We start from the raw sequence: 14,372 nt of genomic DNA, 5'->3' as shown, positions 1-14,372 counted from the left end.
GACGGGGAGGGCCGCCACCTACATAGGTTGCGGGGCCCCGCCGTGGCCGGCGTCGGTCACTCCGACTTGGATTCTTCCTCTCTGAGCTCCTCCAGTTCCGCTTCGACCTCGGCGTCGTCGACGTCGGTTTCGACCGGGGCCTCGGCGTCCGACTCGGCATCGGATTCCACCGCCGGTTCGGCGTCGGCTTGGGCCTCCCCCTCACCCATCTCGGCTTTGAGCGTCTCCAGTTCCGTGTCGACCTCGCTCGAACTCCGCGAGGCTTCGAGTTCGCGGTCGATCTCGTCCTTGTCGGAGAGCACGTCGTCGAACGCGCCGGAGGTTTCGAGTTCGTCCATCGCGGCCGAACGCGCCTCCATCTCGTCGGTCTGCTCTTCGGCGCGTTCGATGGCGCGACCCACGTCCTCCATCTCGTCGCCGACGCCGGTCATCGCCTCCGACACCCGACTCGACGCCTCTGCGGCCTCGTAGCGGGCCTTCATCGTCTCCTTTCTCGTCCGGAATTCCTCGATGCGGCCCTGGAGCTCGTTTTTCTTCTCGACGAGGTCGTCCTGCGTCGACTGGAGGTTCCCGATCTGCCCCTCCAGTTCCTCGATCTGGCTCATCTTCGACTGCTTCTTCTCCAGCGCCCGCCGCGCGAGGTCGTCTCGATCCTGACTCACGGCCTCCCGCGCCTGTTCGTTGTGCTTTTCGACGTTCTCCTCCAGCCGCCGCTTCTGTATCTCGAGCCGTTTTTTTTGCGTCGTCAGGTCGGCGATACCCTGTTTCACCTGCTGGAGTTCGTCCCGCATCTGCTCGTAGGAGTAATCCAGCGTCTCGGTGGGATCCTCCGTCCGGTTCAGGAGGGCGTTGATCTTCGACCGGATCACGTAGGACGTGCGCGAGAGTATTCCCATGTCTCCCACTTATGGACCTCAGCCTTAAAACCTCATGCGGACGAAGGCTCCGCATGGACGGCGAGGCGGTTTTGATCCCCGGCGGCAGGGACGTCAGGGCGACGCTCGACGCGGCCGAGCGCGCGGACGGAACCGACGAGTCGGGCGACGAACCGGCGAACGGCGGCGGGAAGGCCGCCGGCCGAGCCGACGCGGTCGTCGTCGCCTGTCCCCCCCACCCGCAGCACCGCGGCCACCGCGGCGACGACCGCCTGGTCGCGGTCAGCGACGCGCTCGCGGAACGCGGCGTCGACTGCTTGCGGTTCGACTACGGCGAGTGGGACGGGGGCCGCGGCGAGCGCGCGGACGCCCACAACGCGATCCGGTGGGCGAGAGAGCGGTACGACCGCGTCGGCCTCTTCGGCTTCAGCTTCGGCGCGGCGGTCGCGCTCCTCGTCGCCGCGGATCGAGCGGACCTCGCGGCCGTGAGCGCGCTCGCGCCCGCCGCGAGCCTCGACGCCGACCTCGACGCCGCGAACGCCGTGGACGGGATCGCCGCACCCCTCCAGGTCGTCTACGGCGTCCGGGACGACACGGTCGACTGGGGGCCGGTGGTCGACCGCGCCCGAGAACGCGACGCGGACGTGGTCGAACTGCGCGCGGATCACTTCTTCGTCGGACAGGGAAGGAAGGTCGGCGAGGCCGTGGCGGCGTTTCTCGCCCCGCGACTCCGGTGACGGCGAGCGCCGCGCCGCCCCCGTCGCCGGCTACGCCCCGTTCCAGGGCGCTTCCTCGAAGTCGACGATCCGCTCCTCGCGGTCGATGCCGTCGATCACCGCGACGTCCGCCTCAGTCAGTTCGAGGTCGAGCGCCTCGTAGTTCTGCCGGATGTGTTCCTCGCTCGCCGCCTTCGGGATCGGCGCGACGTGCTCCTTCTCCAGGAGCCACGCGAGCGAGACGACCGCCGGCGTCGTCTCGTGGCGCTCCGCGACCTCCCGCAGTTCGGGCACGTCAGCGACCTGGTTGCGCGCGATGGGGCAGTACGCAACGAGCCAGTGGTCGTGCTCGCCCGCGTACGAGACGAGTTCGTCCTGCTGGAGCAGCGGGTGCATCTCGACCTGGTGGGCGAAAAGCGGCGCGTCGAGGCGATCGCGCGCCTCGTCGAGCTGCTCGGGCAGGAAGTTGCTGAGGCCGACGTTTCGGATCACCCCGTCGTCGACCAGCTCGTCCAGCGCCGGCAGCGTCTCCTCGGGGTCGTAGCTGTCGAGCGGCCAGTGGACGTACATGAGGTCGACGTACTCGACGCCGAGCCGGTCGCAGCTTTCTCTCGTCGTCTCGATCACGTCGTCGTACGCGAGGTTGTCGGTGTCGAGCTTCGTTGCGACGAAGAGGTCCTCCCGCGCGACGTCCGCGCGGGCGATGCCGTCGCCGACGAACGATTCGTTGTCGTACATCTGCGCCGTGTCGACGTGGCGGTAGCCGACGTCGATCGCCGTCTCGACGCTCGTCGCGCACGCTTCGGGATCGGTGTTCTCGTAGGTTCCGAGGCCGAGTCGGGGGAAGTCCGCGTCGTCCATACCGGAGGGGCGAAGCCCAGCCCCTGAAAGGCTCCGGTTTCGGCAGGACGGGCCGGGGAAACCGGCGAATAGACGAACACGTTCGTCGGGCTATACGAGCCGAGCCGGTTCGATGTCGCGCTCCGCGAGGAGCGTCTCGATGACCGGTGCCCGATCGCGGACGTCGTCCGGGCGGTGCGCGTCCGAGCCGACGGTGAACGACACGCCGCGGTCGAGAAGCGCACCGAGGAGCGGCGGCGCCGGGTGGAACTCGCCGTACTCGCGGAGGATCCTCCCGGCGTTCACCTCGGGTACCGTCGAGGAGCGCTCGAAGGCGTCCCCGACGCGATCGTAGTGCTCCGGGGTCGCAAGGCCCCGAAGCGCGGGGTTCCGCTCGACGAGGTCGACGTGAGCGGCGATCTCGAACAGCTCGGAGTCGACGAGCGCGACGAGCTTCTCGAAGTACCGGTCGACGTGCGCGCGCCGCTCTGCCTCGGACTTCTCCGCGAAGTACGGGATCGAGTGGACGTTCACGCCGTCGAGGAAGTGGACGCTGCCGACGGCGTAGTCGAAGTCCGCGCGGTCGAGGAACGCTCGGATCTCCGACTCGTCGGCCGGGTCGTAGTCCATCTCGACGGCGTCGAAGATCCGCACGTCGGCGCGTTCGCGGAGCGCCTCGATCGCCCGCCGCCGGCGTTCGTACGTCCGATCGAGGTTGAAGCCGAGCCGGCACTTCGCCTCTACCATCGGCTCGCGCGCGGAGACGTTGCAGTGGTCGGCGAAGCCGACGCCGTCGAGTCCGACCTCCTCGGCGGCTCGAACCATCCGCACGAGGAAGCTGCCGTCGGAGTAGGTCGAGTGGACGTGGTAATCGTGCGTCAGCGGCACGCGTGGCGGTACGCGGTCGTCGTGGGAGTAGTTACCGCTTCGAGCCGTCCGCCCGCGGCGCTCGCGGCGGGTGTGGGTACAAAAAATGGGTTTGCGTCGGAAGTGCCCGAGGGATTACGTCTCGGCTTCCTGGTCCTGCTCGGCCTCGTTCTCGGCCTCAGACTCGCCTTCCTGGTCGTTGTAGTTCACCTGGTAGCTGCTCTGGTAGGCGTCAGTGTCCTGGTCGCCGTCGTTGTACACAGCAGCGTTCCCAGCGACCTGCGTGTTATCGTTGTCCTGGTCGACGTCCTGGTACTGGTTCGTCTCGGCCTCAGCGTCCTGTTCGAGCTCCTGCTCCTGCTCGATCTCCTCTTCCTCTTCGAACTCGAAGTCCAGCGCCGCTGCGGAGCCGGCGAACCCGGCCGTGAAGACGGTTCCGACGACCATGATGGCCATCAGGATGCGAAGTGCCTTTTTCATTGTTGTATCACGAGCGGGACCGCCCGGTCGGAGGTCCGGGGCGTCGACCCGAGCTGACCCCATCCGAGCGCTCACCACTCGATTCGTGCTGTCGGGGACGTCCGTATTCAACCCCCAGAACCGTTGTACCAAGCATACTGAACGTTACCGCCGGCGCGTTCCGTTTCATCCGAAACAGTCAGAGATGTATTATCGTTTGTCTTAATATGTTAGAATAAATATTATTCGGTCACTGTTAACGCCTAGCAAACGTTGGAGAACGTCGAGAGAGGGAGGGCACGTTCACGGACCGGTGACGATCGGTGAACTTGTTATTATCATCGCCAGTTGATGCTTCTGCGGCGGGTAGCGGCGCGTAGGAGCAACATAACCCGGTCGAAAGGCGCGCTTTGCCGTGTTCTGTCGCGTTTCCTCGCCGGTGCGGTCTCGCCCGAGAACGGGGTGAGTAGTCCCCGATTTACTCGCCGAACGGGCCGGAAGGGGACTCGACCGTGGGCCCCTGTCAGCCGTTTTCGGCGGGGTTGGTCGCTGAAACGTTTCACCGCCAGCTCCCACTCTGTACCGTCTCACGGTAGTTCCTCCGTAATTTCAGCCAGGCTGTTAATAACGAATACCCAACCCGGAATAGAGAAATTTGCATCGCACAGTGACACGGTGGAAACACAGTCAGATGAACTCCAATGAGAGGACGTGAATAACAGCATGGCAGGAAATTCAAACCAACGAGTACCGCTATCGCGCCGCTCCTTCGGGACGCTCCTCGTCTCGACGGTCGTCGGCTCCGCAGCCTTCGGCAAGGTCGTGGCACAAGAGGACGACGAACCGGACGTAGAGACACTCGACGGCGACGACGTGTACCTGATCTTCGGCGCCGACGCCGACGAGGAGGACCTCGACGGCTGGATCGAGTCGTTCAAGCAGGAGAGTTCGCAGGACGCAGCCGCGGAGGTCGTACAGTACCAGGACGTCGACCAGCTCAACGTCAACCAGCAGTCGGGCGCGGTCGCGGTCTCGATCGACGGCGGCGACGCCAAGGCGATCCAGCGCAGCTACCAGGAGAACCAGAACACCCAGGAAGGCGACGCCGAGTCGATCAACGACGTCGGCCAGACCGAGGACGTGTCGTTCGAGAACGTCGGCGACGCGTACGTCGTCTTCGCCGACGAGTGCTCCCGGGAGTACTCCGGGTACGTCATCGACGACGGCGGCGACGTACAGGCGAGCGTGCAGGAAGCCGACGCCGAGGTCGATCAGGCGCAGGACGTCGAGCAGCTGAACTACAGCAACCAGAGCGCCGCGGTCGCGCTCGCGGACGAAGACAGCCGGGCGACGTCGTACCAGCGGAGCTACCAGGAGAACGAGAACCTCCAGTACGGCGAAGCCAACGCGACGAACGTCGGCGAGCAGGAGCAGGACGGGACCACGGAGCAGTCGAGTTCCCAGAGCGCCAACGCGACCGTGGAGCAGGCCCAGGAAGTCGACCAGCTCAACGTCAACGAGCAGGGGTACGCGATCGCGGTCGCCGTCGGCGAGGGCAGCGTCGCCCGCGCGGTGCAGGAGAGCTACCAGCTCAACGTGAACGCGCAGATCGCGTCCGCGTCGGCGACGAACGTGAGCGATCAGGCGGGGTCGCCCGTGACGTGCGTCGCGGTCGCCGGAACCGGCGACGACTCCACAGACGAGGCCGACGCGCTCGCGAAGGAGATGGACGGCATCTCCGAGGAGGCCATGGAGGTCGCCGAGAGCGAGGCCGACGAGCAGTCGAACACGCAGGACGCGGAGGCCACGGTGGAACAGTATCAGGAGGTCGATCAGGAGAACATCAACCTCCAGAACGCCGCCGTCGCGGTCGCCACGGACTGCAGCGAGGCGACCGCCTATCAGGAGAGCTACCAGCGAAACGTCAACAGGCAGATCGGCGAAGCCGAGGCGACGAACGAGGGCAGCCAGTCGCAGACGTCGGTCCTCCTCAGCAGCGACGGCGAGGACGACGAGTGGTGTCTCGACTACGGCAACGGCGAGCAGGACCAGGAGCTCGACCAGGACGCGGACGCAGAGGTCTCGCAGATCCAGTACGTCGAGCAGCTGAACCTCAACGAGCAGTACGCCGCGATCGCGTACGCCGAGAACGAGGGAGAGGCCGAAGCCTACCAGGTCAACTACCAGGAGAACATCAACTACCAGGTCGGCGAAGCCGAGGCGACGAACGAGGGCAGCCAGTCGCAGAAGGCCGGCCGGTCGCAGGAAGCCTGCGCATAGACACCCGTCGTCGCGACGGACGCCATCGCGCGCCGCCCGAAGTTCACCATTTTCTCACGGATCGAACCGTCGAGCCGTTCGCGTCGGTCGAACGGGGAGGATCGCGTTACCCGTCGGAGTCGACCTCCTCGTCGGAGTCGGACTCGGGCTCGTCGTCCGCGTCCCACGCGCGCTCCATCGCGTCGAGTCCGGAGAGTTCGTCCTGCTTCGAGGCCAGATCGGCGTCGATCGCGGCGTCGCTCATCCGCTCGGCGTCGGTTCCGTCACCGACGTCGTGGCCGCTTTCCTGGCTGACGCAGGTGTACTGATCGCCGGAATCGGTGGTGTGCTGGCTCACGCTCGAGCTGTGACTGACGCTCGAGTGCTGCGTACTGCTACTCTGACTGACGCTACTGGTACTGCTGCTATTTTGACTGCTACTGACGCTGCTTTGGCTGCTGCTGACGCTACTGGTGCTGCTACTTTGACTGACGTGCTCGCCGTCGTCGCTGTGGTGACTCGACTGGTTGACGGTGACGGACGTGCTCGAATCCCCGTCCGACTCCTGGCGTACCTCGGTCACGTTGCCGTCGCCGTCCGCGTGAACGCATCGTTCGGTTTCGTCGTCATCGTTGTGCGCCGCAGCGGACGGATCGACGAGGCCGACGAGGCCGACGGTGACCGCGCCGACGGCGAGAGTCGCGACCAGCAGGGCTGCGAACGTTCGTTTCATGGTGAATCACTCGCTCCCTCCGTGGCGGTTCGGGTTCCCCTTCACGGAAGGTCAGTTTCCCCCGCGCTACTTCAACGAGCCATACCGTTCCCCCCGTTCTGTCGTTCGTTACGGGACACAGTTTCCGGTTACTCGCGGGGCGGGGCGCACGAAACCGCGAGACCGTGGCCGGGCGGCCGGTTTTCGATCGGAGCGGCGGGGGTGGCTTCGAAACGGTTTTGAACCGCGATGGCGCACACTCGGTATGCCGACGGAACCCGACACGGGCTACGACCCCGATCTGGGGAGGAAGTTCATTTTCGTAACAGGTGGGGTGATGTCCGGGCTCGGAAAAGGGATCACTGCCGCGAGCACCGGACGGCTGCTGTCGAACGCCGGGTTCGACGTGACGGCGGTCAAGATCGACCCCTACCTGAACGTCGACGCCGGGACGATGAACCCCTACCAGCACGGCGAGGTGTACGTGCTGAAGGACGGCGGCGAGGTCGACCTCGACCTCGGGAACTACGAGCGGTTCCTCGGGGTCGACATGACCTTCGACCACAACGTCACCACCGGGAAGACGTACCAGCACGTCATCGAGAAGGAACGCGCCGGCGACTACCTCGGCAAGACGGTGCAGATCATCCCCCACGTCACAGACGACATAAAGCGGCGCATCCGCGAGGCCGCCGAGGGAACGGACGTCTGCATCGTGGAGGTCGGCGGCACCGTCGGCGACATCGAGTCCATGCCCTTCCTCGAAGCGCTCCGGCAGTTCGCCCACGAGGAGGAGGACGACGACATCCTCTTCGCGCACGTGACGCTCGTCCCGTACTCGAAGAACGGCGAGCAGAAGACGAAGCCCACCCAGCACAGCGTGAAGGAACTGCGCTCTATCGGCCTGCAACCGGACGTCCTCGTCGGCCGGTGCGACGACGAACTCGACCCCGAGACGAAGGAGAAGATCGCCCTGTTCTGCGACGTCCCGACGGAAGCCGTCTTCTCGAACCCCGACGTGGAGGACGTCTACCACGTTCCGCTGATGGTCGAGCGCGAGGGACTCGACGAGTACGTGATGGAGCGGCTGAACATCGCCGAGGAGGCGCTTCCGAAGGCGGAGCGCGACAACCGCTGGCGCGAACTCGTCACCCGCGAGCGCGACGGCTCGGTCGACATCGCCCTCGTCGGCAAGTACGCGCTGGAGGACGCGTACATGTCCATCCACGAGGCGCTGAAACACGCCGGCATCGAGCGCGAGGTCGAGGTCAACGTCCTCTGGGTCGACTCGGACGAGATGCTCGACCACCACGCGGAACGGCTGCGCGAAGCGGACGGGATCGTCGTCCCCGGCGGCTTCGGCTCCCGCGGCACGGAGGGAAAGATCGAGGCGGTGCGGTACGCCCGGGAGAACGAGGTTCCGTTTCTCGGACTCTGTCTCGGCTTCCAGCTCGCGGTCGTCGAACACGCGCGCAACGTCGTCGGCTTCGACGGGGCCAACTCCGCCGAGATCGAACCGGATACGCCGCACCCGGTCATCGACCTCCTGCCGGAGCAGTACGACACGCAGAACCTCGGCGGGACGATGCGCCTCGGCGCGCACGAGACGGAGATCGAACCCGGATCGCTCGCGTCCCGCGTCTACGGCGGCGACTCCTGCGTCGAACGGCACCGCCACCGCTACGAGGTGAATCCGGAGTACATCGACCGTCTCGAATCGGACGGGCTCGCGTTCTCCGGTCGGGCCGGCAACCGCATGGAGATCCTCGAACGCGAGAACCACCCGTACTTCCTCGGGACCCAGTTCCACCCGGAATTCCGTTCGCGGCCGGACCGCGCGAGCCCACCGTTCGTCGGCCTCGTCGACGCGATCTTAGAACGGACCGGGGGTCGCACCGCGGAGGTCGAAGCCTGATGGTGGACGCCGAGCGGTTCATCGAGGAGGCGACCGCGGAGATCCGCGAGACGGTGGGCGACGCCCACGCCGTCATCGCCCTCTCGGGCGGCGTCGACTCGTCCGTCGCGGCCGCGCTCGCCTACCGCGCCATCGGCGATCAACTCACCCCCGTCTACGTCGACACGGGGTTGATGCGAAAGGGAGAGACGGCGGGAATCCGCGAGACCTTCTCGTTCATGGAGAGCCTGCGCGTCGTCGAGGCCGAGGCGCGGTTCTTCGACGCGCTCGCGGGCGTGATCGATCCCGAGGAGAAACGCGAGGTGATCGGCGAGCAGTTCATCCGCGAGTTCGAGCGCGAGGCGAGGGAGACGGAGGCGGACTACCTCGTGCAGGGGACGATCTACCCCGACCGCATCGAGAGCGAGGGCGGCATCAAGTCGCACCACAACGTCGGCGGTCTGCCGGACGTCGTCGACTTCGAGGGCATCGTCGAACCCGTGCGTGACCTCTACAAGGACGAGGTCCGCGAGGTCGCCCGCGCGCTCGACCTCGAATCGGTCGTCGCGGAGCGCATGCCGTTTCCCGGCCCGGGGCTCGCGGTTCGCGTCGTCGGCGAGGTCACCCGCGAGAAGGCCGACGTCGCGCGCGAGGCGTGTCACGTGGTCGAGGAGGAACTGGAGGAGTACGATCCGTGGCAGGCGTTCGCCGCCGTCGTCGGCAAGGGAACCGGCGTCAAGGGCGACAACCGCGTCCACGGGTGGATCGTCGCGGTCCGGTCGGTCGAGTCGCGCGACGGCATGACCGCTCGCGCGCAGGAGATCGACTGGGAGACGCTCCAGCGCATCCAGAGCCGGATCACCGGGAGCAACGAGAACGTCGCGCGGGTCGTCTACGACGTGACGCACAAACCGCCCGCGACCATCGAGTACGAGTGATGAAGGCGCTCGTCACCGGCCCGGACGACGGGGGCATCGGCGACGCGCTCGACGCGGAGGGCGTCGAGACGATCCGCGTCGAGGGCGTCGCGACGGCCGCGTCGCTCGACGTCGCGGGGATCGCGGACGCCGACCTGTTCGTGCTCACCGACGTCGCGGACGCGACGGCGATCTCGATCGCGAAGGAGGCGAACCCCGACGTGAAGGTGGTCGTCTACTCCCGCGAGTCGCTGCCGGAGTTCGCGCGCGGACAGGCCGACCTCGCGGTCGATCCGGAACTCCTCGGTCCCGACGTGGTCGCAGAGGAACTGGCGTAGCGTTCCGCTACTCCAGCTCGCGCTCGGCGGCGGCCTTCGCCTCTTCGATCGCTCCCTCGCCCCGCCTCCCCGACCACTCGGAGGCGTCCACGAACCGGTGGGCGGCGTCGACGGCCGTCCCTCGGTCCGGCGTCTCGATCGGCCGTTCGACGCTCCCCCGGTCGCCGTCGAGATCGGACGAGAGGCTGACGACGTACGTCTCGTCCCCCTGCCGGGCCGCGTCGGGGTCGGCGGAGTGGACCGCGATCCCGAGACCCGCGTCGTCGCGCCCGTACACCGTCACCGGACGCGGCTCGTACTTCGGTCGAACGGCTGTTCAACCTCTCGCCAGCACCGTTAAGCGGCCGGCCCGCCTCACGCCGCGTATGACCCTCGATCGACTGACGGACCTCGACCCCGAACCGGGCGAGGTCGTCGCCGCCGAACTGGTCGTGACCGACGACGTGCTGGTGAAGGCCTTCGCGCTCGCCCCCGGCGCGTCGCTCGATCCGCACGAGCACGACGCGAGCATGAACGTCTTCCACGTCCTGCGGGGGACCGCGACCGTCGTGCAGGACGGCGACGAGGAGGCGGTCGACGCGCCGGGCGTCGTGCTCCACGAGCGCGGGGTGACCCACGGCGCGCGAAACGAGACGGACGAGGTCGTCGTCTTCACCGCGAGCCTCTGTCCGCTTCCGTCGTAGGTCGCCGCCCGCTCCGCCGCGCGCGACGATTCGGCCGCCGGGACGACCGCCGGAGGCACCGCCCTCCGTTGCCACCGTCGAAACCGGAATACGACGGGGAACCGAACGACCGTCCATGGCCCGCGTCACCGTCGGCGGCCGCCTCCACTTCGGCTTCGGCAACCTGAGCCTCTCGCACGAGCGCCTGTACGGAGCCGTCGGCGTCGCGCTCGACTCGCCGCGCCTCTCTGTTCGAGCCGATCCCGCCGACGGCGTGGATTGCGCGGACCCGACCGCCCGCGAGTACGCGAAGCGCGCGGTCGACCTCCTCGGCGTGCCGGGCGCGGCCGTCTCGCTGGAATCGACGCTCCCCCGGCACGCCGGCCTCGGCAGCGGGACGCAGCTCGCGCTGGCGACGCTCGCGGCGGTGGCGAACGCGCACGGCCGCGAGCCGGCCGTCAGGGAGCGCGCACCCGCGCTCGGCCGCGGCGGTCGGTCGGGCGTCGGCGTCGCGGCGTTCGAAGCCGGCGGGTTCGTCCTCGACGCCGGCCACCCGACGGCGCGCTTTACGACCGACCGCCCGGCCGACGGCGACTGGACGGTTCCGGCGATCGCTGCGAGACACGAGATCCCGGACGAGTGGCGGTTTCTGGTCGTGATCCCCCGCGCCGACCCCGGCAGAAGCGGCGACGAGGAGGACGAGAGCATGCGCGCGGTCGTCGAGCGGGCGGACCCGGGGCTCGGCGACCGAATCGCCGGCATCGTCGCTCGACGACTCCTCCCCGCGGTCGCCGAGGGGTCGGCGGAGCGGTTCGGCGAGGCCGTGGCGGAGATCGGCCGGCTGAACGGCGCGTGGTACGCCGACGAGCAGGGCGGGGTCTACCGGCCGCCCGTCGGCGAACTCGTGGCGTCGCTCTCGGACGCGGCCGCGATCTACGGCGCCGGGCAGTCGTCGTGGGGGCCGGCGGTGTTCGGCGTCACCGACGCGGAACGCGCAAACGAGGCGCTCGCGGCCGGCGACGAGGCGCTCGCGGCCGCGGGCGTCGACGGCGACGCGACGGTCGTCCGCGGGAGGAACCGCGGGGCCGACGTCGAACCCGGTCCGGACGACGCTTCCGACGGGGCGGCGTAACCCCTAAGCGTCTCCCCGGACACGGGGGGCATGCGCAGCATCCCGCTCGGCATCTCGCGGCTGGACTCGATCATCGGCGGCGGCGTGCCCCCCGGGAGCGTCGTCCTCCTGGCCGGCGAATCCGGGGCGGGCGCGCGGGAGTTCGTGCACACGAGCGCGGCGATGAGCGCGCTCGCGCGGACGGCTCCCGACCTGTTCGACCTCCACTACGGGCCGCTCGCGGCCGACGCGAGCGTCCCGCGGGAGGTCCACTACCTCTCCTTTACCGCCGGCGAGGACGCCCTCGCGCGGGAGATGGCGTACACGATGGACGGCGACGTCGTCGAGGCGGCCGTCGACGGCATCGACGTGCGCGACTTCTCGGCGGAGTACTTCCAGCTCAGCCCCGTCCCCCGCGACTGGTACGTCGGCGAGGCGACCGCCCTCTCCGACCTCGGCGCGCGTCGGGATCGGACGGACGTGCTCGCCGCGCTCGGCGACTACCTCAGCGCGAACGCCGCCGGCAACCTCGTCCTCGTCGACTCCGTCACCGACCTCGTGGGGGCGACGGGCGAGGAGCTGTCGTGGACCGACGTGACGATGCTCGTGAAGGGGCTCGCGAAGGCGTCGCACCGCTGGGGAGGGGTGATCCTCCTCCTCGTAAACCGGGAGACGCTCGCGCCGACCGAACTCGGCCACCTCGCGGACGCGGCGAGCGGCACGATCACCTTCGAGTGGGAGTCCGGCGGTTCCCAGCGCGCCCGAACGATGGTGGTACGGGAGTTCAGGGGCGTCCTCCCGCGGCTCGAATCGGAGGACATCGTCCGCTTCGAGGCCGAGATCGGCGAAGCCGGGTTCGACGTGAGCGACGTGCGGAAGATCCGATAGCGTCGGCGAGGCGACCGCGAGCGACGAGCGACGACGTCGCTCCACGAACACTTAAGCGTGCACGAACAAATTTCGTGACAGATGTCGAAGGAGGGGGTGAAAGCGCTGCCGGAGGGGCTCCGGGAGTGGCTCGACGCGAAGGCGAACGAACGCGGCGTCGACCGCGCGGAGATGCTCGCGCGGGCGGTCGCCGCGGCCCGGCTGGTCGAAGACGGCGACGAGGCGCTCGTCGAGGGGGGCCGCGAGACCGAGAAACTGGAGTCGTCGGTGGACGCGCTCGACGATCGCGTCGCCGCCGTCGAGGCGGATCTCGACGAGAAGATCGCCGACGTGCGCGAGCGGGTGATCCAGGTGAAACGCGAGAGCGACGCGAACGCGCCCGCCGATCACGATCACCCGCGGCTCCGCGACCGGGCGGAGCGGGCGGTCGCGGCGGCTACCGAAGCGGGAGAGCGGCTCGAAACGCTCGAAGACCGCCTCGACGCCGGGTTCGACGACTACGAGGCGGTGCTCGAAGCCCTCGGGGACGAGATCGACGACCTCGACGACCTCGACGAAAAGCTGACGCGCCTCGCGGCGGCCGTCGTCGACCTCCGGTCGCGGGCGCGTGACCTCGAAGCCGCCGAGACGCGCCGAGAGGCGCTCTCGGAGCTTCGGAAGGCGGCGAACGAGCTCGGCGTCGTCGCGGCGAAATGCGGCGGGTGCGGCGAGCCGGTCCGCGTCGGCCTGCTCGCCGCGCCGCGGTGTCCCCACTGCGAGCGCACCTACGTCGGCGTCGAACCCGCGCGCGGGTTCTTCGGGTTCGGATCGGCGTCGTTGACCGTCGGCGACCCGCCCGCGCTCGACGGACGAATCGGGGGCGAGGACCGGCCGGACGACGACCGATCGCCGGAGGAGAGGGTCGAAGCGGCGGGAACCGGAGGGGCCGCGCGTGAGTGACGGCCGGCGGAGCGCCGAGGGTGATGGTGGGCGGGAAGGAGAGGGCGAGCGCAAGGGTGAAGGCGGGCGCGAAGGCGAGGTCGAAAACGGGCGCGCGCCCCTCGACGAACTGGCGCGGGCGTTCGAGGTGCGTCGGGGGTCGAACGCGAGCGGCGACGATCCGTTCGAGCGGATCGACGTGGACGCGTCGGACCTCGACGCCGAGCGAGTGTGGGAAGCCCTCGACGCAGAGACCGGCGGCGGAGTGCCGGGCGGCGACGCGGCGCGGGCCGGGGGCGAAGGGGCGGGGACGGACGATCGGCCGGAGCACGTCGTCGCGAAGCGGGCGTACTGCCAGCGCTGTCCGCACTTCGCCGCGCCGCCGCGCGCGACGTGCACGCGAGAGGGGACCGAGATCGTCGAAGCGGTCGACTTCGAGCGGTTCCGCGTCCGGGGGTGTCCGGTGGTCGGAGACGAAGCGGAGACGAACGGCGCGAGACCGTCCGGCGCACGCGCGGCGGACGCAACCGGACGACCCGAGTGATCTTTGTGCGCGGGGCGACGAGTTCGAGCATGCAGTTTTGCGACGAGTGCGGCACGATGATGGTGAATCGGGACGGGCGGATGGTCTGTACGAACGAGGCGTGCGGCGCGACGAGCGACCGCGACGAGGAGCTGGCCGCGAAGTTCGTCTCGACCGAAGAACAGAGCGACGACGACGTGATCGAGACGGAGGAGGGGGCCGACTTCGAGGGAAAGCCGACCGCGAACGACGTGACCTGCGACGAGTGCGGCCACAGGACCGCGTGGTACACGATCAAACAGACCGCCTCCGCCGACGAGCCGCCGACGCGCTTTTTCAAGTGCAAAGAGTGCGGCTACCGGTGGCGAGAGTACAACTGAGCGACCCGCCGCG

General features: G+C 68.4%; 17 protein-coding genes. 11 read left to right on the top strand and 6 right to left on the bottom strand.

Features of this window, described 5'->3' with window-relative positions:
* Window positions 1-56: 56 nt before the first annotated feature.
* Window positions 57-896 (bottom strand): PspA/IM30 family protein, encoded by an 840-nt coding sequence (locus tag C3L37_RS02400; protein WP_129113014.1) that lies wholly within the window; start codon window positions 894-896, stop codon window positions 57-59.
* A 53-nt stretch (window positions 897-949) separates the two neighbouring features.
* Between C3L37_RS02400 and C3L37_RS02395 the strand changes: the two genes are divergently transcribed.
* Window positions 950-1,612, top strand: coding sequence for a CocE/NonD family hydrolase (locus C3L37_RS02395; RefSeq protein ID WP_129113013.1), 663 nt, complete (start codon window positions 950-952; stop codon window positions 1,610-1,612).
* A 30-nt stretch (window positions 1,613-1,642) separates the two neighbouring features.
* Here C3L37_RS02395 and C3L37_RS02390 read toward each other — a convergent pair whose 3' ends face one another.
* The 3 genes from C3L37_RS02390 to C3L37_RS02380 all read right to left on the bottom strand — a co-directional run bounded on the left by C3L37_RS02390 (window position 1,643) and on the right by C3L37_RS02380 (window position 3,778).
* Window positions 1,643-2,452, bottom strand: a complete 810-nt coding sequence (locus C3L37_RS02390) for an aldo/keto reductase (RefSeq protein ID WP_129113012.1) — start codon at window positions 2,450-2,452, stop codon at window positions 1,643-1,645.
* A gap of 90 nt (window positions 2,453-2,542) precedes the next feature.
* A complete protein-coding gene (locus tag C3L37_RS02385; RefSeq protein WP_228546084.1) occupies window positions 2,543-3,319 on the bottom strand; it encodes a PHP domain-containing protein in 777 nt (258 codons plus the stop codon).
* Between the two features lie 114 nt (window positions 3,320-3,433).
* Window positions 3,434-3,778 (bottom strand): toxin transporter, encoded by a 345-nt coding sequence (locus C3L37_RS02380; protein ID WP_129113011.1) that lies wholly within the window; start codon window positions 3,776-3,778, stop codon window positions 3,434-3,436.
* Between the two features lie 702 nt (window positions 3,779-4,480).
* On the opposite strand from C3L37_RS02380, the gene C3L37_RS02375 reads away from it, so the two are divergent.
* A complete protein-coding gene (locus C3L37_RS02375; protein WP_228546083.1) occupies window positions 4,481-6,037 on the top strand; it encodes a hypothetical protein in 1,557 nt (518 codons plus the stop codon).
* Window positions 6,038-6,143: 106 nt separating this feature from the next.
* Here the strand turns inward: C3L37_RS02375 and C3L37_RS02370 are convergent, their stop codons facing one another.
* Window positions 6,144-6,749: a hypothetical protein gene (locus C3L37_RS02370; protein WP_129113010.1), complete on the bottom strand. Its 606-nt coding sequence runs from the start codon at window positions 6,747-6,749 to the stop codon at window positions 6,144-6,146.
* A gap of 244 nt (window positions 6,750-6,993) precedes the next feature.
* Between C3L37_RS02370 and pyrG the strand changes: the two genes are divergently transcribed.
* Genes pyrG through C3L37_RS02355 form a run of 3 tightly spaced genes read left to right on the top strand, consistent with a single transcriptional unit; the run spans window position 6,994 to window position 9,877 of the window.
* Complete coding sequence (pyrG, locus tag C3L37_RS02365) at window positions 6,994-8,643, top strand: glutamine hydrolyzing CTP synthase (RefSeq protein WP_129113009.1); 1,650 nt, start codon at window positions 6,994-6,996, stop codon at window positions 8,641-8,643.
* Window positions 8,643-9,560 carry a glutamine-hydrolyzing GMP synthase gene (gene guaA, locus C3L37_RS02360; RefSeq protein ID WP_129113008.1) on the top strand — a complete coding sequence of 306 codons (918 nt, stop codon included), beginning with the start codon at window positions 8,643-8,645 and terminating at the stop codon, window positions 9,558-9,560. The genes pyrG and guaA overlap by 1 nt, the downstream gene beginning before the upstream one ends.
* Entirely contained in the window at window positions 9,557-9,877 is a 321-nt protein-coding gene (locus C3L37_RS02355) for a DUF7126 family protein (protein WP_129113007.1), read from the top strand. Before guaA ends, C3L37_RS02355 begins: the two co-directional genes overlap by 4 nt.
* Before the next feature lie 7 nt (window positions 9,878-9,884).
* Here the strand turns inward: C3L37_RS02355 and C3L37_RS02350 are convergent, their stop codons facing one another.
* Window positions 9,885-10,160: a hypothetical protein gene (locus C3L37_RS02350; protein WP_129113006.1), complete on the bottom strand. Its 276-nt coding sequence runs from the start codon at window positions 10,158-10,160 to the stop codon at window positions 9,885-9,887.
* 82 nt (window positions 10,161-10,242) lie between these two features.
* Between C3L37_RS02350 and C3L37_RS02345 the strand changes: the two genes are divergently transcribed.
* From C3L37_RS02345 to C3L37_RS02320, 6 genes are all read left to right on the top strand, one after another.
* Window positions 10,243-10,560 carry a cupin domain-containing protein gene (locus C3L37_RS02345; protein WP_129113005.1) on the top strand — a complete coding sequence of 106 codons (318 nt, stop codon included), beginning with the start codon at window positions 10,243-10,245 and terminating at the stop codon, window positions 10,558-10,560.
* A gap of 115 nt (window positions 10,561-10,675) precedes the next feature.
* Entirely contained in the window at window positions 10,676-11,671 is a 996-nt protein-coding gene (locus C3L37_RS02340; protein WP_129113004.1) for a beta-ribofuranosylaminobenzene 5'-phosphate synthase family protein, read from the top strand.
* A 30-nt stretch (window positions 11,672-11,701) separates the two neighbouring features.
* Window positions 11,702-12,538 (top strand): RAD55 family ATPase, encoded by an 837-nt coding sequence (locus tag C3L37_RS02335; protein ID WP_129113003.1) that lies wholly within the window; start codon window positions 11,702-11,704, stop codon window positions 12,536-12,538.
* 81 nt (window positions 12,539-12,619) lie between these two features.
* Window positions 12,620-13,477 carry a CopG family transcriptional regulator gene (locus C3L37_RS02330; RefSeq protein ID WP_129113002.1) on the top strand — a complete coding sequence of 286 codons (858 nt, stop codon included), beginning with the start codon at window positions 12,620-12,622 and terminating at the stop codon, window positions 13,475-13,477.
* Window positions 13,470-14,000 carry a hypothetical protein gene (locus C3L37_RS02325; protein ID WP_129113001.1) on the top strand — a complete coding sequence of 177 codons (531 nt, stop codon included), beginning with the start codon at window positions 13,470-13,472 and terminating at the stop codon, window positions 13,998-14,000. Before C3L37_RS02330 ends, C3L37_RS02325 begins: the two co-directional genes overlap by 8 nt.
* Window positions 14,001-14,029: 29 nt before the next feature.
* Window positions 14,030-14,359 (top strand): transcription factor S, encoded by a 330-nt coding sequence (locus C3L37_RS02320; RefSeq protein ID WP_129113000.1) that lies wholly within the window; start codon window positions 14,030-14,032, stop codon window positions 14,357-14,359.
* The last annotated feature ends 13 nt before the right edge of the window (window positions 14,360-14,372 follow it).

The organism is Halegenticoccus tardaugens (assembly GCF_004116405.1).
In the GTDB taxonomy this organism is placed as follows: Archaea; Halobacteriota; Halobacteria; order Halobacteriales; family Haloferacaceae; genus Halegenticoccus; species Halegenticoccus tardaugens.
This window is presented reverse-complemented; position numbering and strand designations above follow the sequence as displayed.